The following is a 23,246-nucleotide window of genomic DNA, read 5'->3' on the forward strand; positions in this document are numbered from 1 at the left end:
CGTGACAGTACGTACGATCAGCCCATGTCCGAATCTGTTGAGCCCGTCGAGCCCCTCCGGCCGTCTGAATCCGGCGTGCGCGAGGTGAAGTCGGCCGCTCGCACGGTCGAACTGCTTGAACTCCTCGCCGCCCGCGGCGACCGGCCCGCTCGACTGCAGGAACTCGCCGACGAGTTGGGCGTGCCGCGCAGCTCCATGTACGCGCTGCTGCAGACCCTGATCGCACGCGGCTGGGTGCGCACCGACGCCACCGCCTCGCTGTACGGAATCGGCCTGCGCACGCTGCTCACCGGCACCACCTATCTGGACACCGACCCCGTGGTCCGCGTGGTGCGCCCGTACCTGGACGACGCCTCGGAGCAGCTCGGCGAGACCATCCATCTGGCCCGCCTCGACGGCATGGACATCGCCTACCTCGCGACCCGCGAGTCGCACGAGTATCTGCGCACCATCAGCCGAGTGGGGCGCTGGCTGCCCGCCCACGCGGGCGCACTCGGCAAGGCGCTGCTGGCCGAACACCCGGACACGGCACTGCCCGACACACCGTACGAGGCACTGACCCCACGCACCCACACCACACTGGCCGCGCTCGTCGCCGACCTCGCACAGGTCCGGTCCCGCGGCTACTCGATCGACCGCGAGGAGGGCGTCACCGGCATCGTCGGATTCGGCTTCGCGCTGCGCGTGAACGGCGAGGCGCCGGCAGGGGACGCGATCAGCTGCTCGGTGCCAGTGGCACGGCTCACCGAGGCGCGCGAACGGCGGATCGTGACCGTGATGCAGAAGGTGCGCGAGGAGATCGAGGCCAGACTCGCGCAGGGCGTGGGCGCGGGCGGAGTCGACTGGCGCTGAGCACCACGGTCTCGATCGTCGCGGTACAGCCAGCACCACCTGGGCGGCATTCCTGCGTTCTCAAGCACAGGCCACCCTCGCCACCGACTTATTCGAGACCATACCCCTGACCTGGACGACCCTGTACGTCCTCGCGGTGATCGAGCACGCCACCCAGCGCGTGCGAATCCTAGGCGCGACCGCGCACCCGACCGCGGCCCGGGCCACCCAACTCGCCCGTAAAACGGTGATGGGCCTTCAGGAAACGGGGTCCAAGGTGAAGTTCTTGATCCGGGACCGGGACGTTCGCTATCCGGCCGCGTTCGACGCCATCCTGCAGGCGGAAGGTGTCGTACAGACCGGCGTCCAGATACCGCGCAGTGCGTCCGTCAGTCCGGCGAGCGCCCGGGGTGGTCCGGGTCGGGCCGGGTACGCGGTTCGCGTAGCTCGCAGACCACGGACCAGGCGACCGACACCATGGGTACGGACACGACCGCGCCGACCACTCCGGCCAGAATGCTGCCGGTGATGACGGAGACAGCCACCACCACGGGGTGCAGCCGCACCGCCCAGCTCAGGACCAGTGGATGCAATACGTGGGCTTCGATCTGGCCGACGACCACGATCAGGGCGAGTACCACGATCGCGATGACCGGGCCCCGCGCGGCCAGGGCGACGATCGTGGCCACCGCCAGCGCGATGGGTGAGCCGACCAGAGGGATGAAGGCGGCGAAGAACTCCAGCAGCATCAGCGGCAGGGCCAGCGGCACGCGGAGCGCGAACAGGGCGATCCCGACCAGTACGGCGTTGGATGCCGCCACGATGATGATGCCCCGTGTGTACCCGGCGAACGTGCGCCACGCCGCTCGTCCCGCACGGCCCCAGGTGTCCCGAGCGCCCTCCGGCAACAGATCCTGGAACCAATACCAGTACTTGTCCCCGGAATGCATGAAGAAGAAGGAACAGAACAGGGCGAGCGCCGCTGCGGTGAGGATTTCCACCAGCCGCCCGGCGCCGCTGAGCGCGCTGCTGATCAGTTCCGAACGGTGCTGCGAGACGAACGTGGACACCTTTCCCTGCAGATCCGACAGCACCACGTGGCTCACGTGGAAGGGAGAGCCCTCCAGCCACCGTTGGATCCGCCCGATGCCCCCGGAGAATTCCTGTCCCAGCCGTGTCGATTCCCCTGCTGTCAGTCCGCCGACCAGCGCCAGCAGCCCCAGCACAACCGTCAGGCTCCCCAGCACGCTCAACGCAACTGCCGCGGCCCTCGGCAGGCGCCGCGCCAGCAGGCCGGCCAGCGGACGCAGCACCGACGTCACGACCAGCGCGAGGAACAGCGCCACACCGACCAGCTGCAATCGCCCCAGGATCGTGAAAGCCGCGTACACGGCCGCCCCGAGCAGCAGCAGCCGCCATGCGTACGCCGCCGCCACGCGCAGCCCGCGGTTCACAGCCATGCCGTCGTGGTCCCCGGCGCGCCCCACTCCCGTTCCAGCCGTACGTGCCCGTGCCTGAGCCCCCACCCCGCGGGCGGGCCGGCTCCCCAGCACGACATACCGCAGCCGTCGCCCACCGCGACCGGATCCGGGGCGCGAGCCGGACCCGCCCGGTTGCTGCCGCTGCGACCGACGCGAACGGTCGTCCACCTGAGTGTCACCGCCTCCCGTCGTCGAGTCGCGCAGCTACGTGTTCCCCCAGGGGCGGCTTCGAACAACGCTGTCGGACTCATGTGACTGGGCCGAAGCGGAGCGAACACAAGGGGCGTCTTGGAAAGGGTGTGGCTGCAGAAGAGTCGTCGCAAGCCGGGACGGGCGCGGCCAAGCCCTCCGCCCGGGGCGGCCCGACACCCTCCGCTCACGTCCAGTCGGGCGTAGGACAGCCATCTCCCGCGGCGCGGCTCTCTGGTGCTCGATGTGGCCGGCGAACAGCGATAGCGATCGGCCTACGCCATCCGGGCTCAGCGACACGAGGACAGTCGACTGGCAGATCGGGCCGTCCGACGGGTGGGACCACCGCCATCCAATTCCTCGACTCCGGCATCCAACGCCTGCCGTTCCGGGCGATTTCATCCAGACCGACAACAGCGCCGAGTTCCGGTCCGCCTTCCACTGGCACGTGCTCGACAAGGGCACATTCTGTGCCTGCTCAGGTGCACCGATCACAGTCGGGCGGGCGCGCCTCATGCCGCCCGAGGACGACCTCGGATTCTTGGGCGCCAGGGCCGCTCTCGGATAGTGCAGCAGCGGGTCGGGGAGCAGCATGGAACTGAAGCCGTCTACCGCCGCGCGCCCCGTACCGGGGTCGCTGAGGAGGAAGCCGTCAGGGATGGGTGCACACGAGCCGCTCCCTAGGGAGGAGCAGCCCCGACCGGAGGGGCCTGCGCCGCCGGGAGGGCTGCTCGACCTGCTCAGTGTCGCCGCTGTTGTGTTGGACACCGGTGGACGGATCGTGTTCTGGAGCCCGCAGGCCGATGACGTGTTCGGCTACACGGCCGAGGAGGCGCTGGGCCAGTACGCGGCACATTTGCTGGTCCGCGAAGAGCACCGGGACATGGTGATCAAGCTGTTTGCCGAGGTGATGAGCACCGGGGCGAGCTGGGCCGGCGCCTTCCCCATCCGCTGCAAGGACGGCAGCACTCGTCTGGTGGAGTTTCGCAACATGCGTCTGTTGGACGACCTCGGTGACGTCTATGCCCTAGGTATCGCCGCCGACCAGAGCACGCTGCAGCGGGTGGAGACGGACCTGGCCCTGTCCCAGCGCCTGGTGTCGCAGGCTCCCATCGGCATCGCCCTGCTGGACACCGATCTGCGCTATCTGCTGGTCAACCCGGCCCTGGAACGCATCAACGGCATCCCGGCCGTCGACCACATCGGCCGCCACCCCCACGACATCCTGCCGTGCCTCGACATCGACACGATCGAGTCCGCCCTCCTCCAGGTGCTGATCACCGGCACGCCCCTGATCGACCAGTACATCGTCGGCCGCACGCCCGCCGACACCGATCACGACCATGCCTGGTCGGTGTCGTACTACCGGATCGAAGGCCCCAACGGCCGCGTGATCGGTGTGGCGAACTCCGTCGTCGACGTCAGTGCACGCCACGCGGCCGCCGCCGAAGCGGACCGCGCCCGTCGCCGCCTGTCCGTGATCGCCGAGGCTTCCGCCCGCGTGGGCACCACGCTGGAAGTGGACAAGACCGCCCACGAACTGGCCCAGGTCGCTGTCCCCGCCCTGGCCGACCTGGCAGCCGTCGACGTCCTGGACGCCGTCCTGGCCTTCCGCCGCACCTCCAGGCCCCACGACGGACCGGAGGTGTTCCGCGCACTGGCCGTGGCCGCCGCCTACCCGACCGAAGCCACCGCAGCCACAGACCAGGTCGGCGACCTCTCCGCATACGGGGCAGACCGGCTGGTCACCCAGTGCGTCCACAGCGGGCAACCGGTCCTCGTCGCCCGCGCCCGCGAAGAAGACCTCCTGCGCATCGCCCGAGACTCCGACGCCGCCGCTTCCCTGGCACGGGCGGGAGTGCACTCCTATCTCGCGGTGCCGCTGATCGCCCGCAACGAGGTCCTCGGCGCCTTCGACCTGCTGCGCGCCCGCAACCCCCTCCCCTTCGACGAGGACGACGTGATCCTGGCCGGGGAACTGGCCGCGCGCGCGGCCGTCGCCATCGACAACGCCCGCTGGCACCAGAGCGTCCGCAACGCCGCCGAGACCCTCCAGCGCAGCCTCCTGCCCGGCCCCCCTCCCCCGACCCGCGGCCTGGACGTCGCCTCGCTCTACCAGCCGGCCCAGGCATCCAGCGAAGTCGGAGGCGACTGGTACGACGTCATCCCCCTCACCGACGACAAGACCGCCCTGGTCGTCGGCGACGTCATGGGCAACGGCATCGACGCCGCCGCCGCCATGGGCCGCCTGCGCACCGCCACCTGTGCCTTCGCCGACCTCGACCTCGAACCCGACCAGGTCCTCCAGCACCTCGACAAGATCACCTGTGGGCTCGAGCACTACATCGCCACCTGCATATACGCCGTCTACGACCCCCACGAACACCGCTGCCGCATCGCCAACGCCGGACACCTCCCGCCCGTCCTCGCCACAGCCGACAGACGTACCCGACTGCTCGACCTGCCCACCGGTGCACCACTCGGCGTCGGCGGCATCCCCTTCCAGAGCACCGACTTCGAAATGAACCCCGGTGACCGGCTCGTCCTCTACACCGACGGCCTCGTCGAAACCCGCCACCACCCCATCGACGAGCGACTGAACACCCTGCTGCACACCCTGGACACTTCCCGCCGGCCTCTCGAGACAACCTGCCCATGGCTCGTTCAGACCCTGCGGCACCCCGACGACCACGACGACGTCGCCGTACTCATCGCGCAAGCCACGCCCGAACAGACCACTTGACCTGACGCGCTTGAAGTCATTGACGCAGACCGTGGCCTTCTGTCCGTGGATTGCGTGGGTGGGGCCGACGCGTTACCGGTTTGCCCCCTACGACGAACTGGTGCAGTCCCCGGCTCCGATTCCCGCCCGGCGTCGGGGCCGCGTCAGCTTCCCCTTGGTCGGGATCGGCCCACATCCGACGGCCGTGATCTCCCCGGCAGTGAGGGACATTCTATTCGGCGGTTCCGCATACACGCCCGAGGAGCCTGCGTCAAGCCTGCTGGCCTGGTTCATCGAGACAGGCCAATTCGGGCTGGCCGAGTGCCGCCTCATACTCGAACCCGGGCCGCGTGCGAGCCGGGTGCGAAGCGTAAAAAAACGAGAAATACCGGTCGCCTAGCGGGTCAGCGCGGTGTTAGAACTTGAACATGATCGGACGTTCCCGCCGGTCCCCATCGAAGGCGGCGTCGCCGCTCAGCGGCCGCCGTCCGGTACGCTCCGCCGGGCTCCGCCTCACGCCGTCCCGGTTCCTCGGCACTCTGGCCGTGCAGGTGTTCCTGCTGCAGATCCTCGTCGTCCTCGTGCTCGTCGCGTCGGCGGCCGCCGCCCTGGTCCTGCAGGGGCGCTACGACGCCGAGAACAGTGCCCGGCAGCGGTCCATGGCCGCAGCAGAGGTGTTTGCCCACGCCCCCGGCACGGCACGCGCGCTCCAGTCGCCCGACCCGACGAAGCTGCTTCAGACGCCCACCATGCAGGCACAGGTCGGTGCGGGCGTCGACTTCATCTCCATCCTGAACACGAAGGGGATCCGGCTCACGGACACCCAGCCCAAGCTGATCGGCACCCAGGCCCGGGACGTGCGGCGGGCCCTCGCGGGCGAGAGTTTCACCGAGGTCTTCCACGGCAAGCCGTCCGACGCCGTGCGCGCCGTGGTGCCCGTCACGGACGCCAGCCGGCGAGTGGTCGGGGTGGTCAGCGCCGGGATTCAGATCGAAACCCTCGGGCACCTGGTGAACCAGCAGGTGCCCGTGGTGCTGGGCTCAGCCGCGCTGGCCCTGGCGCTCGCGACCGGGGGGACCGCCCTCGTCAGCCGGCGGCTGCGCCGGCAGACCCACGGTCTGGGGCCGACCGCGATGACCCGGATGTACGAACACCACGACGCGGTGCTGCACGCGGTGCGCGAGGGTGTGCTGATCGTCGGCGCGGACGGCCGGCTGCTGCTCGCCAACGACGAAGCGCGCAAGCTGCTGGACCTGCCGAACGACGCCGACCAGCGGCACGTCACGGAACTGGGGCTGTCCCCGGAGCTGACCCAGCTGCTGGTGGCCGGCGAGATCGCCTCCGACGAGGTGTGCGCTGCCGGGAACCGGCTGCTCGCGGTGAACACCCGGCGCACCACTCCGTACCGCGACGCGCCGGGCCTGGTGGCCAGTTTCCGGGACACCACGGAGCTGCAGGCGCTGTCGGGCCGGGCCGATGTGGCGCGCGGACGCCTGACGCTGCTGTACGAGGCCGGGGTGCGGGTCGGTACGACGTTGGACGTCCGGCGTACCGCGGAGGAACTGGCGGAGGTGACGGTGCCGCGGATGGCGGACGTGGTCACCGTGGAACTCCTGGAGGCCGTCCTGCAGGGCGAGGAGCCCACGGGCGCGGTGCACCGGATGCGCCGTACCGCGCTGCACGGGTCCGACGCGTCCCATCCGCTGCAGCCGGTGGGCGACCTGATCCAGTTCGTGGTGGCCGACACGCCGATGGTGGCGGCGCTACGGGGCGGCACGGCCGTGCTGGTGCCGGACCTGCGGAACGCCCGGGACTGGCAGGCCCAGGACCCGGAGGGCGCCAGCCAGGTGCTGGCGTCGGGGATCCACTCGCTGATCACGGTGCCGCTCAGAGCGCGGGGCGTGGTGCTCGGCATGGTCAACTTCTGGCGGGAGGCCGGCACGCCGCGGTTCGAGGAGGAGGACATCGCCGTCGCCGAGGAGCTGGGGGCCCGGGCGGCCGTCGCGATCGACAACGCACGCCGGTACTCCCGTGAGCACACGATGGCCGTCACGCTGCAGCGGAGCCTGCTGCCCCGGGATCTGCCCGAGCAGGACGCGCTGGAAGTGGCGTTCCGATATCTTCCCGCGCAGTCCGGCGTCGGCGGCGACTGGTTCGACGTGATCCCCCTGCCCGGCTTCCGGGTGGCACTGGTGGTAGGCGACGTGGTGGGCCACGGGCTGCACGCGGCGGTGACCATGGGCCGACTGCGCACGGCGGTGCTGAACTTCTCCTCGCTGGACCTGCCGCCGGAGGAACTGCTCGGCCATCTCGACGAGATGGTGATGCGCCTGGACTCGCAGGCGGACGGGGCGGACCGCGAGGGCTCGCAGGTCACCGGTGCGACCTGCCTTTACGCCATCTACGACCCGGTGGGCGGCCGCTGCACCTTTTCCCGCGCCGGGCACCTGGCGCCCGCGGTGGTGGATCCGGTGGGCCGGGTGACGTTCCCGGACCTGCCCCTGTCGCCGCCGCTGGGCGTGGGCGGGCATCCGTTCGAGGCGGGCGAACTGGACCTGCCCGAGGGAAGTCGCCTGGTGCTGTTCACCGACGGCCTGGTCGAGGACCGCAAGCGGGACATCGACGAGGGACTGACCCTGCTCGGCGCCGCCGTGGCCAATCCGGACCAGACAGCGGAGGAGACCTGCCAGGCCCTGATGGAGACGCTGCTGCCGAAGCACCCGAGCGACGACGTGGCCCTGCTCGTGGCCCGCACCCGACTGCTCGATCCCTCCCGCGTCGCGCTTTGGGACGTACCGTTCGACGTCAGCGCGGTCTCCCGGATACGGACGGAGGTGAGCCGCCGACTGCAGGACTGGGCGCTGGAGGAGGAGTCCTTCGCCAACGAACTGATCCTCAGCGAGCTGCTCACAAACGCGATCCGCTACGGAGCCCCTCCGGTCCGGGTCAGGATCCTGCTGGGCCGCCGCACCCTGGTCTGCGAGGTGTCGGACGGCAGCAACACCTCGCCGCGGATGCGCCGCGCGGCAACGACCGACGAAGGAGGCCGCGGCCTGTTCCTGGTCTCGCAATTCGCGGCCGGGTGGGGCACGCGCTATGTGGCGAACGGCAAAGTGATCTGGGCCGAACAGACGCTGGGAGGCGCCCCCGCGCTGGATGTAGCGGCACTGACCGACCAACTGCCCGAGTGAGGGGCGGGCTCGCAGGCAGAGAAGCCTGCTCTCTGGAAAACGGTACGACCGCCCGACGTCGACGCGGTCGCCGCCCACGTCGCGTCGCATGGCCCGGCCGACCGCAGGCTGTACGGCGTGCCCGACATGGGACGTGCCTCGCGCAACGGCCCGCGGGAGGCCGATGCCGAAGGTTCACCGCTGTCGACGGGTTATGTCGATACGTCGGGGCACACGGGAGTGAGGAGGCACGTCCAGCGCCGGCCCACGCGTCGCCGTCAACGTGCAGGGCGGCGCGCGGCCAGAAGATCGGCCCTGGGAGCCTGCACGACTTGCAGGCCCTGTGCCTCAAGTTCTGCGCCGATCTGCGAAGCGCCGGCCGGCCACAGCTCGAATGTCTCCCGCTGCTGGCGCAATACCCGTCCGTCTCGTTCGACGTGATAAGTGAAGACCATCCGCACGATCCCCCCATCGGGTTCTCGGGTGATGTCGGCACCGTAGATGTCCGCGCCTACCCGGACCGGCCCGAGCCGTCCCACCGTCTCGCGCCCGGTCGGCAGTTCGGCGGGCGGAGGGTCGAAGAGCAGTAGCCCGCCAGGCAGGAGCGCGCGGCTGACTGCCTGCCAGGTGGAGCGTCGGGTGGCGGGGTCGAGGCAGGCGATGACGTTGGAGGCGACGGCCAGGTCTGCAACCTCCTCGAGTCCCGCTCTCTCGATGGACACGGGGTGAAGGGTGACGCGGGCACGCTGGTCAGCGCCCAGACCAGCCAGGCGGGACAGCAGGGCCGCGCGCATCGGGGCTGCCGGCTCGACAGCGTGGATGGGCGCGGCGGAGGCGGTCAACAGGGTCTCGGTGACGATCCCGGTACCCGCGCCGACATCAAGGATCCCGTGCCGGGCGCGGCCGGCCGCCTCGGCGAAGCGCCGTTTTGCCGAGCGGCGGTCGGTTTCGGCCTGGAGCAGATCGTAGAACTCGACAGAGACCGTGTAGTCGGCGCCGAACATCTCACTCACGGCAGTGCGGCCAACCGCATTCGGGCGCGTAGCGGACAGGGTCCGCGAGCGCACCGCAGTTGAGACGGGCGAGGAGTCCGGCAACACCGACGTGGTGTTCCAGTTGCCGGCCGCGCGCAGAGCCCGCTCGCCGAGTCCGCGGGAGGGCACTACAACAAACGGCACCTTGGCCCGGCCCGCAGCTTGCACGCCCAGTTGGACTGTCGCCGGCGACCAGCGCCTGGGCCGACCCCACGCCCGCCTTCTCCAGAGCAACAGGCCTGCGATCGGGGGCGGGCTTACCAGTGTCCACACCCTCCGCCCTGGTACCGGCGTCGATCACGTCATCTACGTCCAGGACACACCACATCACCGCAAGGTCCCTCGCCGAGGCCGAGAGAGCGCGGACGATCGTCCAGCCGCGCCGCTTCAGTGTCCGCAGCAGCCGGGACGCACTGCCAAGGGGCCGCATGTGGGGCCAGAGCCGGGCGAACAACTCCTGATTCTCCGTTCTGACCGCCCCGGTCCCGCCACGGTCCTCGTTATTGCCGGGCACGTGGTCCAGCAGCTGGTCACCACACGCGCCGCTCACTCCCCGGATGCGTGGCATCGCCCGGCTGTAGCCGCACTGGGCGAGCGCCTCGGTCCCAGCGATCGGGCGCAGGCAGCTCACGACAAGCGGAGGCCCACTGACATGGAACAGCGTCACGACCGGCATCAGCTGCTTCCCTTGCTCGAGCCTCGTCTGCCTGTTCCAGACCCTACGATCAGCCCACCCCCACGGCACGGTCCCTACGGCCGTTTGCCAGCGTTGATCCGTGCGGCAAGCGCCTGCGTGACGTGTGTCGGGCGAGGCGCCAAGCCGACTGCGCAGCACGGCTGCTTCGTGGCGCAGCGCCGGCAGCTCGACGTCCTTGGCTCGTTGGCAACGGGAGAGCAGGAGGAGCAGCCCCAGGAGGCGGACAAAAACGAGTTGGACCATGCGGAGCGCCACGGCGCTCGAGCATGCCATGATCGGGCCCAGGCCTCGAAGTCCCAGGTCGAAGCATGTACGAGAGTTATGGCACCCCACAGGCACAGGCCCCGGACCTGTCACTGACGTGACCGGTCGCACACCGAGGCTCCCTCCGGACAGTCAAACCCTCGCCATCGGCCTGCACCCGACCCTGGTCCTGTGGCGGCGCGTACGCGAGCTGTCGAACAACCTCTCCGTCTACGGCGCGCGCACACGGGAGGCCCACGGGTTCACTGTTCGCTTCACTCCTTGAACGGGGTGTCGCCGTTCATGGCGAAGTGGGCGGAGCACTGCTCGTCGGATCGATCGCTCGCGTTCCAGACGCAGATCCACATCGTGTGGCCGACGTTCGAGATGGAGTTTGTTTTCGCGGCGCCCCAGGAGGCATGGAACGTGTACGCGATGCCGTCGTTGCGGTGGAGCTCGGCGTTGCAGCTTTGGTTCAGGGAGGTATTGAGCACGCCTGCGAGTTCGCCGGAGCCGTTGTCGTCCAGCCAGGCGGAGCAGGCGGCGTCGTTGCCGACCCAGGAGGTGTCCGCCTCGGAGCCCTTGACCTGTGCCGGGTCGTCCTTGCCGCTGATGCCACGGATCGACGACGAGGTGACGCGGGTGGCGGCTGCTGAGGACGCGGCGGTCGCGACGGGGCCGGAGGGCGAACGCGCGCCGGAGGCGCGCGGCGGGAGGGTTGTGTGCGTGCCGGCCGGGACCCTCGGGGTCGGGCGCCCGGACTCCGCGGTGGGCGAGGGCGAACGGCTTGGGCTCGAGGAGGGTTTCCGTGGCGCCCCTGCCGCGAACCCGGCGTCGGCCGACGCGCTGTCGGACGGATGCGCGGCGCCGTTGTGCCGAGCGATGGACGGGACGAGTACGAATGCTGCGACGGCGCCGAGGGCGATCACTGCGGCGGTCAGGATCAGGCGTTTGCGCGGGTGGCGAGGTACCGCGGTGGACGGGGGCGCGGTCTCAGGCGTCGGATCCGCATCCAGGTCCGGCGGTGGGACGGTCTCCAGCTTGCCGACCGGCGTCGCGGCGAAGGCAAGCCGCGAGGCGATGCGTGACATGACCTCGGAAGGCCAGGAGGGAGGAGGAACAGGCAGGTGTGCGCGGGCCGCCTTCGCCACCTCGCCGGCGGTGGGGCGGGCTCCGGGGCTGGCCGCAAGGCAGGACCCGATGACAGCGGCGAGGCCGTCGTCCACGGCCCGCAGCGGCTCGGCGTCGGGGACGACACCGGGCGTGCGGCCCGAAGCCGCGTAGAGCACGAGCGCCCCGAGCGAGTAGACGTCCGCGGGCGCGTCCACGTCCGCGTCCCCGGCCTGCTGTTCCGGCGCCGAGAATCCCTGCGTACCGTAGCTGCCACCGCTCTTGGTGAGCCTCGCCTGGTCCGCGGCGCGTGCGATGCCGAAGTCGATCAGCTTCACGCCGTCCCGCACCAGCATGACGTTGCCGGGCTTGACATCACGGTGCACGATCCCGAGCGCGTGCACGGACGACAGATGAGTGGCCGCCTCGGCCAGCAACAGCCACAGTGCCTCGGCGGGCAGCGGGCCGCGCAGCCGGACCGCCTCGTCCACGGTGAGTCCGGGCACGTACTCGCTGGCGAACCAGGGACGTTCCGCGGTGCTGTCGCTCGCCAGTACCCGCGGACCGACTCCTGCCGGCACACGGTAGAGGATGCCGACCTCCCGTTCGAAGCGCTCGTGGGAGACCAGCCGGGACCGGACGCGCTTGACGGCGGCGTAGCCCTTGTCGGAGGCACCGAGGTAGACCTCGCCCATGCCGCCGACGCCGAGCAGGCCGATGATGTTGAAGCTGCCGATCTCCTGCGGATCGTCCGCACCGAGCGGTTCGGCGACCGCGCTATCCACCATCAGCAGTTCCCCGCCCGCTCACACTCACGGCGGGCAGGCTATCGAGCAAGTCAGGCCAAGGCAAAACGAGTTGGGCGTGAATACGCCATGCCCGGCATACCCATCTGCGGAAGGACCGGTCCCCGCGGTGCGCTCCTACACTGACGCGATCTGATCCGGAGGTATGTGACATGGCGAACGGAAATTTCCCACCCCAGATGCTGCCACCGGGCAGCCCCTCCGACCGAGTGCCCTCGGCGCCGCCGGGGACGATCTTCGTACTGGGCCCGGAGGGTGGGTACGCCGTGCCGCCGCGCCGGTACACGCTTCTGTTCGGGCGCGACCGTGAGGACGTGCATGTGCCGGTCGGGGTCGACGACCCGACCGTCAGCCGTCGGCACGGGGTGTTCACCTGCACGGCGACGGACGGCGACTGGTGGCTGGTCAACACCGGCAATCTGCCGATCGAGCTGCCCGACGGCGTGCTGATGCTCACCGGCCACAAACGGCTCGTCGGGCCTGGGTACACCCCGCTGGTGATCAACTCGTCCAAGCGACGCTCCCATCTGGTGGAGGTCCGCGTCGTGGACGAGGACAGCCAGAACCCCCGATCCACGACCGGTGCGGACACCGTGGATCCCGAGACGGTCTACGAACTCTCCCCGCAGGAACGGCTGGTGCTCACCGCACTCGCCCGGCGCTATCTGGAGGGCCACGACGCCTTCCCTCTACCCCTTGCCTGGGAGGACACGGCCCGTCTGGCAAATACCTCCCCCTACGCGACCAAGTCCTGGACCCACAAGTCGGTCGCGAACACGGTCGAGGACGTACGCGAGCGGCTGCACCGCCGGGGCGTGCGCGGCCTGCTCCGTGACGAGGTCGGCGAGCCGGTCGGCTCGACCCTCAGCGTCAACCTGATCCGGGAACTGCTGAAGACGGCGACACTTTGCGCCCAGGACCTGGAACTGCTGACCGACAAGGACTGAGCGGATGCGCAAAGTGCGTGCCCCGGCCGGTCACCGGCCGGGGCACGCGGCGGTCCTCAGTCTTCTTCCGCCTCGCGCTCGGCGGCGGCGTTGTACGTGACGTGCATGGTGCCGTGCCCGACCGCGAAAACGGCTGCCTGGTCCTCGGCCGAATTCTGCTGCTGGGGCTGTTCGGGGGGACACGTCGTGGTCGTCACACGGTTGTTGTCCCCTACGACGAAGGTGCCGGAGACGTCCCCGGTGTGAATGTCTCCGTGGGCGGATTCCGCGGGCATGGCCGGCCTTTCTCAGTAGGTCCTGGAGCGGAAGGTCACTCGCCGCAGTCGGTCTGCAGGCTGGACCACGCCGAGTTCAGGTCCGAAACCTGACTCGTCGTGTCGATCTCCGAACTTCCCTGACCGCCCCCGAACGACTCGTACTGGCTCTTGATGTCTTGAGTAGCGGTCAGCATGTCGTCGAGGTCCGATGACACAGAACTGTCCTGGGCCTGCGCGGATGCCTCCTGCAGCGTGGTCCCGAAGTCCTCCAGATCACTGACGACGGTGCCGGTCTCGGTGAGAAACATGGTGTCGTCGGGAGGAGTGGACGTGGCGCCCGAGTTGTAGGAGGCCATGGCTGTGTTGTACGAATCGATCGCGGAGCTCGCGAGGGCGCTGTCGGTGTTGAACGTCCGGGATTCCGACGACAGGTCGGGGAGCACGGTCGCGCACACGGGGTCGGCCGTGTCGGAGGTGTCATCGATCTGGCCCGGCGTGCCGATCGGGTCCGGCGTGCCGATCGGGTCGGCCACGACGGTGGGAGACGGGCTCGACTGGTCGCTCACGTAGGCCATGGCACCCACTCCCAGCACAGCCGCGACGCCGAGCGTGCAGGCGAGAGCTAGTGCCGATACTCCGCCCTTGGCGCTCGCGGCACCGCCGGCGGTGAGCGCCGGGTGGCTCGCACCCGCGGCAGACATGGTGGCGGAGTGAGAGTGCACCGCCGAGCCCGAGAGGTCGATCGGCGGGGGTCCCTGCGCGGCTGTCGCGGATGCATTGGCCGCATGTGTGGCGGCATGTGACGGCACGGAGGTCGAGGACATGTCGATCACCGGCCTCGCCACGTTGGCGGCGTGCGCGTGAGCCGTCCCGACGGACGTAACGACAGGCGCATGTGCGAGCACCGGTGCTTGGACCGCGCCCTGGATGGCAGCGGGGATCGCCGGCGTACCGGCCGACACCGCGGCAGCGACCTGAGTACCAGCCATATGTGCATGCAGGGCGACGAGTTCATGCATCAGCACGCCCGCCTCGATCCCCATGACGGCCGCCTGCGTAATTCGCCCGATCGCCCGCTTGCGGGCACGGGCCTCCCGCAGGAAGAACTCCTCCCCCGCCTTGTCCCCCGCGCTCTTCGCCGCTGCCCAGCCGGCTCCGAGCAGGCTGCCCCACGCGTCGAACTGCCGTGACAGCGCCAGCTTCGGCGAGGCGGCACGGGCCAGCGCCGCGCCGAGCTGCGCGTGTCCGCTCCGCTCCGCTCTCAGCACCGCTACGTCCAGGGCCTGGAAGTGCGCCGCGACGTCGTCCGGAGTGGTGTCCCTCGCCTCGACCCATACGGTGAGCGCCCGGCAGAGCCGATCGGCGGGAAACTCCGTCCTCCGCATGTTCAGCACGCACTCGGCGACATCCGGCGGACAGCTGTAGCCGGTCTCCGAGGCGAGCAGCAGTCCGTGTCGCACCAGACCCTCGGCGAGCGCTTCGGTGTCCGGCCGGCCGAGCAGCTCATGGAGATGCCGGGGGGACAACTCGGCGCCGGACAGCGAACCGAGCAGGTACAGCAGGTCGCGCTCCTGCGGCCGGAGCTTGTTCAGCAGCGCGGGAAGCAGTTCGGGAAGATCGGCGATGCCCGGCAGGCCCTTGCCGGTCGCGGCCGACAGGGCGATGCGCCGCAGCCGCAGCGGGTTGCCGTCCACCGCGTCGCACAGCGCGTCCACGATCGGCGCCTCGTCGGGCCGCAGCTCGCGGGAGAGCAGCGCTTGTACCAGTTCCGCCGCCGCCGAGGCCGTCAGCCCGTCGAGTCGGATCGCGTGCACACCGTCGACCGCGGACCGCTGCTGCGAGGTGAAGACGAACGTGGACTGCCCGGCCATGTCGAAGAGCCGGCGCAGGTCCTTCTCGTCGAGTCCCACGTCGTCCAGGTAGATCCGTAGCCGCAGGGTCTTCAGATGCTCCTTCAGCACCTCCAACGAAGGCTTGTAGTTCGGCGCGTCGAAGCTGATGTCGAATATCGCCTGCGCGATGTCATCAGCCGTACGTCCGCCGGCTTCGACATGGGCCACGCCTTCGGGCCCGCGCGCCATCGTGCACGCGAGGTGGCGCAGCAACGCGCTCTTGCCGACCCCGGACGCACCCCAGACCTGCACCAACTGGCGTGTCTCGATCGCCTTTTGCAGTACGTACACGTCCCGCGCTCGTCCGATCAGCGGCTCGGCGACGGACCGCGGCAGCTGGGAGATCGACGGGCGCCTGACCGGATCCGGCAGCGGTCCCCCGTGCACAGTGACGGTCGAACCTGACTCGGCGGTGATCTTCAGGTTGCTCACGGTGTTGTGGCTGCCTATGACCATCGTTCCGGACACGTCGCCGGTCCGGATCCGCCCGGAATCCTCCGGAGCACCGTTGTTCTCTGACATCTGCTTCCCCCGTCCTCTGCAACGCCCGGGTCCTGGCACTCGGTCAGGCTCGCGCCGACCCGTCGTGCGAACCCGGCGTTATTACGTGTTCGGTGAGATCGCCGGCGATTCGGCGGGCCCGGCCGCGGCGGCGATCCGGGCGAGGTGTTCCAGGTCGAGGATCGTGATCCTGCGGTAGCCGGTCACGACCGCGCCGGAGTCCCGCAGCACCCGCAGGGCCTTGTGGATCGACGACTCCGCCGCGCCGACCAGGGTGGCCATCTCCGGTTGCGACAGCGGGAGTTGGGCTTCGTTCCGGCCGGGACGCCCGTAGGTGACGGCCAGGTGGTGCAGGATCCTGGCCAGCCGCCCGAGCACGTCGCAACCGGTGAAGTCGACGATCCGGCCGGTCGCCGTGCGCAGCTTGGCCACCACGCTCGCGCTGAGCGCAAGTCCTATGGCGGGGTGCTGTTTGGTGCACTCCAGCAGTTCGGAACGGAGTATGTAGCGGGCCAGCACCCTGCCGCAGGCGGTCACGGTGCCGGAGCGCGGCCGGCCGTCGATCCCGGCGAACTCCCCGACCAGGTCCCCGGCCATCCGCACGGCCAGCAGCGCCTCGCGGCCGTCCTGCGCGTGCGCGGTGACCTTCACCGTGCCGCCGAGCAGGAGCAGTGCGAAGTCCGTGGTGTCGGCCTCGCGGATGGTGATCTGGCCGGTCGGGTAGGCCACGCCGTGGCCGAGTCCCATGAGGATTCCGCGGTCGGCCTTGTCGACCCGGCCGAGCAGCCCGGCCGACGGCCAGTAGGCCGCGGCCCCGCGAACACGTGTGTTGCTCATCGGCCACACCTCTCTTCCTCGTGCAGCCGAAGCCGCACAAGCCGTATTAGTAGCCGTTCTACCCGGGGACCCCTCCTCTACGGTCTCGTCAATCATCTTGTCGACACCGGATGTCCCGGGCGACAGCAAATCGATCTTCGAATTGTCTGCGCCCGTCGTGATCGCGGAGGAATTGTGAATCCGAGGTACGAATACCGAGCCCTGCTGGCGTGCGACATCGCGGGCTCCGCGGGCCGCGGCGAGCAGCGGCTGCAGGAGATCCGCAGAGTTCTGCGTTCCGCGCTGTCCGACGCCTTGTGCGTGGCGGATCTGGACGAGCGGGACTTCGCGTACGTCGACACCGGCGACGGCTGCCGGCTCGTCGCCCCGGCCGCACTGCCCAAGGCCAGGCTGCTGTTTCCGCTGCTCCCGGAGCTGTGCTCACGGATCCGCGAGCACAACCGGCAGGCCGGCGCGGACACCCGGCTGCGGGTGCGGGCCGCGGTGCACGCGGGGGAGATCCGGTTCGATCCGGACGGCACCGTCTCCGGCGCCCCCTTCGAGGCGCTGGCCCGGCTGCTGGACTCGGCACCGTTGCGGCACGCGACCCTGGCCGGTACCGGCGGCACCCCGCTGGCCGCGATCCTTTCGCACCACGTCCACGAGGAAACAGTCGGGCACGGCTACGAGGGTCTCGACGCCGACGCCTTCACCGCGGCCGACGTCCGGGTCAAGGAATACGCAGCGCGGGCCTGGCTCTGGTACCCGGGCAGCCCCGTCGGGCCGCAGGTCGGTTCCGGCCGGGATGCCGGCTCCGTCGAGCAACCCGCGCAGCCCGGGCCGCGGACCGCGGATCAGCTCGTCCAGGCCACGGGAAACGGCACGGTCTTCGCCGTCCACCGGGGCGACCAGTACGTCCGCCACAACGACCGAGGTTGATACGCGCTGATGAACGAGGAACTCGTCGAACTCGCCGCGAGCGGCGCCACCGCTCTGGTCTCCGCAATGGGCACCGATCTCTGGCAGGAGGCGAAGAGGCTGATGAGCGGCCTCCTCGCACAGGCTCGCGGCAGCCGCAGTAGCGAGCTGTCCGTGGCACTGAACCGGCCGTCGACCGCCACGAGGGGAGCGGTCGACGCCGGGGCAGTGCACTACTGGACCGAGGCTCTGTCCCAGTTGCTCGACCGGAACCCGGATCTCGTCCAGGACGTCAAGGCCCTGGCTTCGCTGCGAAACCCAGAAAGGCCGGACATCGTGATCCAGGTCAATTCCGCCAACAATTCAGGTGAGATATTCGCGGTGCAGTACGGCACTCAGCACTTTGCCTCCGAGCCGAAATCCCGCGATTCCGGGGAACGGCCGTGAGCCGGGACGACAGCCGGCGAGGCGGCCTCATGGACGGACGGTTGCGGGCGGTGCTGTTCGTGGCCGTCGTCATCGGGGCCTTCATCGAGGTCAGCACGCCGCATCGGCGGTACGGCCCGCTGGTGGACGTGTTCGCCCTCGCGGCAGTGGGTGTCGTCAGCGCGGCGGCCGTACTGGGGTACGAGTCCGCCGCGACGCCGGCCCGGCAGCAGGATCGGCTCGCACAGGAACCCCAGCCCAGCACACCGGTTCCGATCTGCCGCTACGTCACCGGACCGGCGGCGCCGCAGTCCCAGCCCCTGAGGGCCCGGCCGTTCCTGCGCGAGCGGCCGACCGACCTGAGCGTCCCCCGCTTCGGCGACGGCGCCCGTGCCCAGGGCTACCCCTGGTTGCTGCCGGAACGCACGGTACCGAACGGGATCGCTGCCGACGAGGCCACGGTCGGTGCCTTCACCCTCCGCGCGGCCTCAGTCATCGGGCCCGGCCACCGCTGCGGCCAACCCGCCGAGCCGCGCCAGGACTCCTACCGCATCGGGCGAAGCCGGGACAGCCGGTACGCGATCGTGGCCGTGGCCGACGGCCTGTCCAGCGCGGCCCGGTCCGACGCCGGGGCCACCACGGCCTCAAGCCATGCCGTCACCCTGCTGCGCGAGCAGATCGAGACAGTGGGCTTCAGCGGGCTCGATGTCAAGGAGCTGTACGGGCGGATCGCGGAATCGATCGCCGCGCACGCGGCCGGCCGCGGCGTCGACACCTCGCACATGGCCACCGTGCTCATCACCGCGGTACTCGCCAAGCCGGACACGAACGGGGATGCGAAGGCCTGGATCGCGTGGCTCGGCGACAGTTCGGCCTGGACGCTCGACCCGCACGTCCCGCTGTGGCGGTTCGCCGCCGGCGAGGCCAAGGACCGCGCGGCCGCGGTGGTCTCGAACGAGGTCGCCGGACGACTGCCGGACACGCCGCAGCTGGCCAGGGCCCACTACGTCACGCTGGCTCCCGGCGCCGCCCTCGCCCTGGTCACGGACGGGATCGGCGACGCGTGGGCGGACCCGGCGGGCAATATCAACGAGTACTTCGCGAACACCTGGCGCTCGCCGGTCCCGGCCACGCGGTTCACGGCCGACGTCGGCTTCGACGCGCCGCAGTGCCTTGACGACCGCACCGCGGTCGTGGTGTGGAACGGTGAGCGGGCATGACAGAACCCCATCTGTTCGACGCCGCAGCCGACAGTGCCGGCGGCGGCCCGGCTGCCGATCCACGGGGCTGGGTGCTGCCACGGACCGTGAGCGTCGGCGATCTCGGACCACTGGCCGAGCCGATCTCCGAACACAACGGCCAGGCCATCGCCGTAAAGCCACTGACGAACCATCCGGGCTGGCTGGCCAAGCTCTACCGGCCGGACCAGCACCCGGAGGACGCCCACCGGCTCGACCTGCTGATCTCGGCCCCGGGCACGCTGCCGGAGGCGGATCGTGCGCTCCTGTACACCGGCACATGCTGGCCCGCGGCCCGGATCCACGAGCCCGGCAACCCGGCCGTCGGCTGCGTGATCCCGATGGCGCCCGAGCAGTACCGTTCCGAGCTGCGGCGCGGCGAGTTCAGCGAGCGCCGCTTCGTGGAGATCGACTGGCTGGCGAAGTCCGACGAGTCGATCCGGGGCGTCGGACTGCCGCCCCCCGGCCTCGCGGGCAGGCTGGCCGCCTGTCGCCAACTGACAGCGCTCGCCGCAAACTTGGAGAGCCTGGGCCTGATCTACTCGGACTGGTCGTTCTCCAACGCCTTCTGGAGCCCGGAGCAGCGCTCTGTCTACCTCATCGACGTCGACGGCTGTCAGCCGAAGAAGATGCCCGACATCCACCAGCCGAACTGGGCCGACCCGCTCACACCGCCGGGCACCGACGCGGACGAGTACACCGACCGCTACCGGCTCGGGCTCCTCGTCGCCAAATGCATGACGGGCCGGCGTGACGCGCACACCTTCCACAGTGTGGCCGCGTCCCCATGGCAGGACCAGCCCGCCGTCTCCGAAGTACTGCTCGACATGCTGCTCGCGACCGACCGCGAGCGACGACCCTCAGCCGCCCAGCTGAACCAGGCACTGAACAGCGGTCCCTATCTCAGGACCACGCCACGTCCGGCACGCACCGAGCTGCCCCCATTGCCTCCGCAACCCACGCAGCCGATCCCGCGCCCTTCCACCGGCGGCCACACGCCCGAGAAGAAGAAGACCGGGCCGACACCCGCCAAACCACCCGAGACCGATGCGTCCGCCGGCTGGATTCTCGTAGTCGTCATCGGCCTGATCCTGCTGATCATCATCGCCTCCAACCACTAGCTCAGAGGTGCACCATGTCACTCTGCCTGCCTACCTACGTGGTGATCGACGCGTCCACGTCGATGAAGCCGCACGAGGGAGTGCTCAACGCGACCCTCGCCCGTCTGCACTACAACCTGGCGACCAACCCCCGCGTCTCGGAATTCGCCCAGGTCTGCGTAGTCGCCTTCTCCACCGATGTGCACGTGGTGATCCCGATGTCGGACATGGAGCAGGTGCCGGCCATGCCCGAGGTGATCTGCGGCGGGCGCACGGAGTACGGCAAGACCTTCGACCGGGTGCGGGAGTGCATCGAACTGGATGTCAGCAACCTGAGGATGCAGGGCCTCGACGTGCTACGGCCGACGATCTTCTTCCTGACCGACGGCGGTCCGACCGATGCGCACTGGCAGGACTCCTTCCGCAAGCTCGTGGACAAGGACTGGCCGCGCCACCCTCACGTGATCGCCTACGGGTTCGGCGGCGCGAAGCGCGACGTGCTGGAACAGGTGGCGACCAAAGCGCTGTTCATCGCCGACGGTTCGGACACCGAGTCAGCGCTGAGCGCAGCGATCACTGGTCTGCTCAACACCCTGATCGCCTCGTCGAAGACCGGTCAGATGCAGATCGCCACCGACGTCAAGGGCTTCCAGTACGTCGAGGTCGCCCAGGAATACGTCGACTGATGACGGACATCGACCCGCGTTCCGCCGCATCCCGGCCGCGGCGCGCCTCCGTCAGACTGACCGTGCTGGCCTCAGCGCTGCTCGTCTGCGGCGCCGCGGTCCAGGTGACGGGCAATCTCCCCGGTTCCTCGGCGAACGGGAACGGAAACGGCCCGCACCCGTCGACGACGGTGCAGCCGACCCACACCCGCTCCCGCGCCTCCGAGGCGCCGTCGCCAGACAGCCCGCCCCCGACCTCACCCACCCACCTGCCCACACCCGTAACCACGCCATCGCTACCGGCAGTTCGTCCAACGGACGGTAGAGACCAAGGCCGCCTCCATTAGCGCAACCACCCAAAGAGACAACACCGTCAGCAATCACCTGGGCTCGTAAGGCATTTGGGAAGGCAAACGGGCCCACAGCAGCCCAGAATGGGAGGCGCACATGGGAATACTGCACGCGATCCGGATGCAGAAGCTCGTCGCGGATGCCAGGCACGCACACGCGCAAGGCGACGACACCTTCGAAGCGTCCATCGACATCGACCCTCGAGCCATGGCCCGGGTCAGGAACCCCATGAAGAAGATCCGCAAGGAGATCGACCTGGTCGTGCGATCCGTCGAAGCCGTCGGCTGGACGTGCGTGAGCGTCGGCCAGTTCATGTACTCGATCGATATGGAGTTCGTCCGAGGGGGCTGAAAGCGCAGCCCGGTCCTCCCCACCCCTCGCCGAGACGACCGCCCCCACACCAAGCGACTGAAGTGGCGCCTACTGCCGGTACCCGGCGAGGAAGTCGACGGCGAGCCGGGGAACCATCGTGCCGATGGCGGCGCCCGAGAACTCCGCTTCCCGGGCCGGCCCGGCACGCTCATGTCATGTATGGCGATCTCACCGCTGCGGTAGGCGGCGATGGCGTTCCTCTTCCGGGTCGGTCGGCCGAGGCGCGGGGGCGGACGGCCTGCGGCCCGCACGGCCGACGGTGAGCCCGCAATACCCGATGAAGTCAACCCAGCCCATAGACCAGCCTGGTGCGGCCGGCTCAACGTGTGCCCCGCACCCGCGTGCGGTGTTTCCGACTTGCCCGATGCCGGGCGCGGACGGCTGTTCCACGAGGCCGGTGCCCGAGGCCGGTGCCCGAGCCCGGGTACTCGTACATGCCGCCCCGGTGCGCTGGGGTGAGCACCCGCAGGGGCGGCGTCCGCTGAGCTTGTCTTTTAACCTTTGGGCCTCTGGGGTGAAGTGCTCGATCATGGGTGAATGACTGCCTTTTACCATGTGTGCTTCGTGGTCCCGGACATCGAGCAGGCGATGCAGGACTTTCAGCGTGCGGCCGGGGTCGAGTGGAGTGATCCTGTGTCCGACCGGCTCGGTGAGTGGGACTACCGCATCGTCTTCACCGCAGGCGGGTCGCCCTTCATCGAACTCATCGAAGGGCCGCCGGGCAGTCCCTGGGACGCGTCCAGGGGAGCCAGGTTCGATCACATCGGCTTCTGGACCAGCGATGTGCGGCACGGTTCCCAGCGTTTGGAAGAAGCGGGCATGCCTGTGGACTTCTCCGGCTGTCCTTACGGCCGGCCGTTCGCCTATCACCGGATGGACAGCATCGGTGCCCGCATCGAACTCGTTGACGTCGCCAGGCAGGCCGGCTTCCTCAACGGGTGGCATCCGGGCGGAAAGCCGATGCCCACCATCGACGAGACGCCCAGAAACTGAGCTCTCGTCACGCGATGCAGCTTCGAACGGTGTCCCGAACCTAATCACTCAGACGAGCTTTCGCCGGACAGGTGGACGGCCCCCGCATGAGCATGCGTTCCGTCACAGAACCGCACTCATACGAAGGCCGCAGAGTCTGCTGCACCACGATGCCCGGCACGAGGCATTCGACCTCGCGTCCCACTTTCGGGCGGGCGACCGCCGAAGCACGGCAAGGAGTTCCGCTTCGCCAGGCCCGATACCTGGGGCGAGCCCGACGCGGAAACGGTACAGATCACCGACCTGGCGGCAACACGCACCCGACTCGACTCGGTCATCACCGGCGCCACCACCAACCTGCACACCGGCCAACCCTGCCCAGCCGCTGGCCCATCCGGCACGTCCGCCACTCGCTAGCTGTATTGCCCTGAAGCGTTGTTTGCGCGGCTGATGGGGGGCTTGCCTGCGAGTGCGGTGTGGCATCGGTGGTGGTTGTAGGTGTGGAGGA

Annotated in this window: 17 protein-coding genes; 11 read left to right on the forward strand and 6 right to left on the reverse strand. The window is 69.5% G+C overall.

What is annotated here, in order from left to right; all coding sequences use genetic code 11:
- The first annotated feature begins 24 nt into the window (after positions 1–24).
- Positions 25–852, forward strand: coding sequence for an IclR family transcriptional regulator (locus AC07EJ_RS42960; protein ID WP_393587822.1), 828 nt, complete (start codon positions 25–27; stop codon positions 850–852).
- Positions 853–1,220: 368 nt separating this feature from the next.
- On the opposite strand, the gene AC07EJ_RS42965 is transcribed toward AC07EJ_RS42960, so the two are convergent.
- On the reverse strand, positions 1,221–2,291 hold the full coding sequence (locus tag AC07EJ_RS42965; RefSeq protein WP_389484086.1) for an AI-2E family transporter: 1,071 nt from the start codon (positions 2,289–2,291) through the stop codon (positions 1,221–1,223).
- 868 nt (positions 2,292–3,159) lie between these two features.
- On the opposite strand from AC07EJ_RS42965, the gene AC07EJ_RS42970 reads away from it, so the two are divergent.
- Together AC07EJ_RS42970 and AC07EJ_RS42975 are read left to right on the forward strand one after the other, a co-directional pair.
- The gene (locus AC07EJ_RS42970) at positions 3,160–5,244 is read left to right on the forward strand and encodes a SpoIIE family protein phosphatase (RefSeq protein WP_393587823.1); all 2,085 of its coding nucleotides are present in this window, start codon (positions 3,160–3,162) and stop codon (positions 5,242–5,244) included.
- 407 nt (positions 5,245–5,651) lie between these two features.
- Positions 5,652–8,414 (forward strand): SpoIIE family protein phosphatase, encoded by a 2,763-nt coding sequence (locus AC07EJ_RS42975; protein ID WP_478886282.1) that lies wholly within the window; start codon positions 5,652–5,654, stop codon positions 8,412–8,414.
- Positions 8,415–8,671: 257 nt separating this feature from the next.
- Here AC07EJ_RS42975 and AC07EJ_RS42980 read toward each other — a convergent pair whose 3' ends face one another.
- A complete protein-coding gene (locus AC07EJ_RS42980; protein ID WP_478886283.1) occupies positions 8,672–9,397 on the reverse strand; it encodes a class I SAM-dependent methyltransferase in 726 nt (241 codons plus the stop codon).
- A gap of 1,245 nt (positions 9,398–10,642) precedes the next feature.
- Positions 10,643–12,265: a serine/threonine protein kinase gene (locus tag AC07EJ_RS42985; protein WP_389484097.1), complete on the reverse strand. Its 1,623-nt coding sequence runs from the start codon at positions 12,263–12,265 to the stop codon at positions 10,643–10,645.
- A gap of 170 nt (positions 12,266–12,435) precedes the next feature.
- Between AC07EJ_RS42985 and AC07EJ_RS42990 the strand changes: the two genes are divergently transcribed.
- The gene (locus AC07EJ_RS42990) at positions 12,436–13,230 is read left to right on the forward strand and encodes an FHA domain-containing protein (protein WP_389484099.1); all 795 of its coding nucleotides are present in this window, start codon (positions 12,436–12,438) and stop codon (positions 13,228–13,230) included.
- A 56-nt stretch (positions 13,231–13,286) separates the two neighbouring features.
- On the opposite strand, the gene AC07EJ_RS42995 is transcribed toward AC07EJ_RS42990, so the two are convergent.
- From AC07EJ_RS42995 to AC07EJ_RS43005, 3 genes are all read right to left on the reverse strand, one after another.
- On the reverse strand, positions 13,287–13,505 hold the full coding sequence (locus AC07EJ_RS42995; RefSeq protein WP_389484101.1) for a hypothetical protein: 219 nt from the start codon (positions 13,503–13,505) through the stop codon (positions 13,287–13,289).
- Between the two features lie 35 nt (positions 13,506–13,540).
- Entirely contained in the window at positions 13,541–15,901 is a 2,361-nt protein-coding gene (locus AC07EJ_RS43000; protein WP_478886284.1) for a hypothetical protein, read from the reverse strand.
- A gap of 81 nt (positions 15,902–15,982) precedes the next feature.
- Entirely contained in the window at positions 15,983–16,717 is a 735-nt protein-coding gene (locus AC07EJ_RS43005) for a Crp/Fnr family transcriptional regulator (protein WP_389484105.1), read from the reverse strand.
- 174 nt (positions 16,718–16,891) lie between these two features.
- On the opposite strand from AC07EJ_RS43005, the gene AC07EJ_RS43010 reads away from it, so the two are divergent.
- The 7 genes from AC07EJ_RS43010 (at position 16,892) to AC07EJ_RS43040 (ending at position 22,759) form a co-directional block, all read left to right on the forward strand.
- On the forward strand, positions 16,892–17,635 hold the full coding sequence (locus AC07EJ_RS43010) for a hypothetical protein (protein ID WP_393587834.1): 744 nt from the start codon (positions 16,892–16,894) through the stop codon (positions 17,633–17,635).
- Positions 17,636–17,644: 9 nt separating this feature from the next.
- A complete protein-coding gene (locus tag AC07EJ_RS43015; RefSeq protein ID WP_389484109.1) occupies positions 17,645–18,061 on the forward strand; it encodes a hypothetical protein in 417 nt (138 codons plus the stop codon).
- Entirely contained in the window at positions 18,058–19,260 is a 1,203-nt protein-coding gene (locus tag AC07EJ_RS43020; protein WP_478886285.1) for a protein phosphatase 2C domain-containing protein, read from the forward strand. Before AC07EJ_RS43015 ends, AC07EJ_RS43020 begins: the two co-directional genes overlap by 4 nt.
- Positions 19,257–20,399, forward strand: coding sequence for a hypothetical protein (locus AC07EJ_RS43025; protein ID WP_478886286.1), 1,143 nt, complete (start codon positions 19,257–19,259; stop codon positions 20,397–20,399). The genes AC07EJ_RS43020 and AC07EJ_RS43025 overlap by 4 nt, the downstream gene beginning before the upstream one ends.
- Before the next feature lie 14 nt (positions 20,400–20,413).
- Positions 20,414–21,064 (forward strand): vWA domain-containing protein, encoded by a 651-nt coding sequence (locus tag AC07EJ_RS43030; protein ID WP_389484118.1) that lies wholly within the window; start codon positions 20,414–20,416, stop codon positions 21,062–21,064.
- 426 nt (positions 21,065–21,490) lie between these two features.
- On the forward strand, positions 21,491–21,745 hold the full coding sequence (locus AC07EJ_RS43035) for a hypothetical protein (RefSeq protein ID WP_389484120.1): 255 nt from the start codon (positions 21,491–21,493) through the stop codon (positions 21,743–21,745).
- Between the two features lie 585 nt (positions 21,746–22,330).
- Positions 22,331–22,759 (forward strand): VOC family protein, encoded by a 429-nt coding sequence (locus AC07EJ_RS43040; protein WP_389484122.1) that lies wholly within the window; start codon positions 22,331–22,333, stop codon positions 22,757–22,759.
- The last annotated feature ends 487 nt before the right edge of the window (positions 22,760–23,246 follow it).

It is taken from the genome of Streptomyces sp. NPDC045026 (assembly GCF_056432625.1).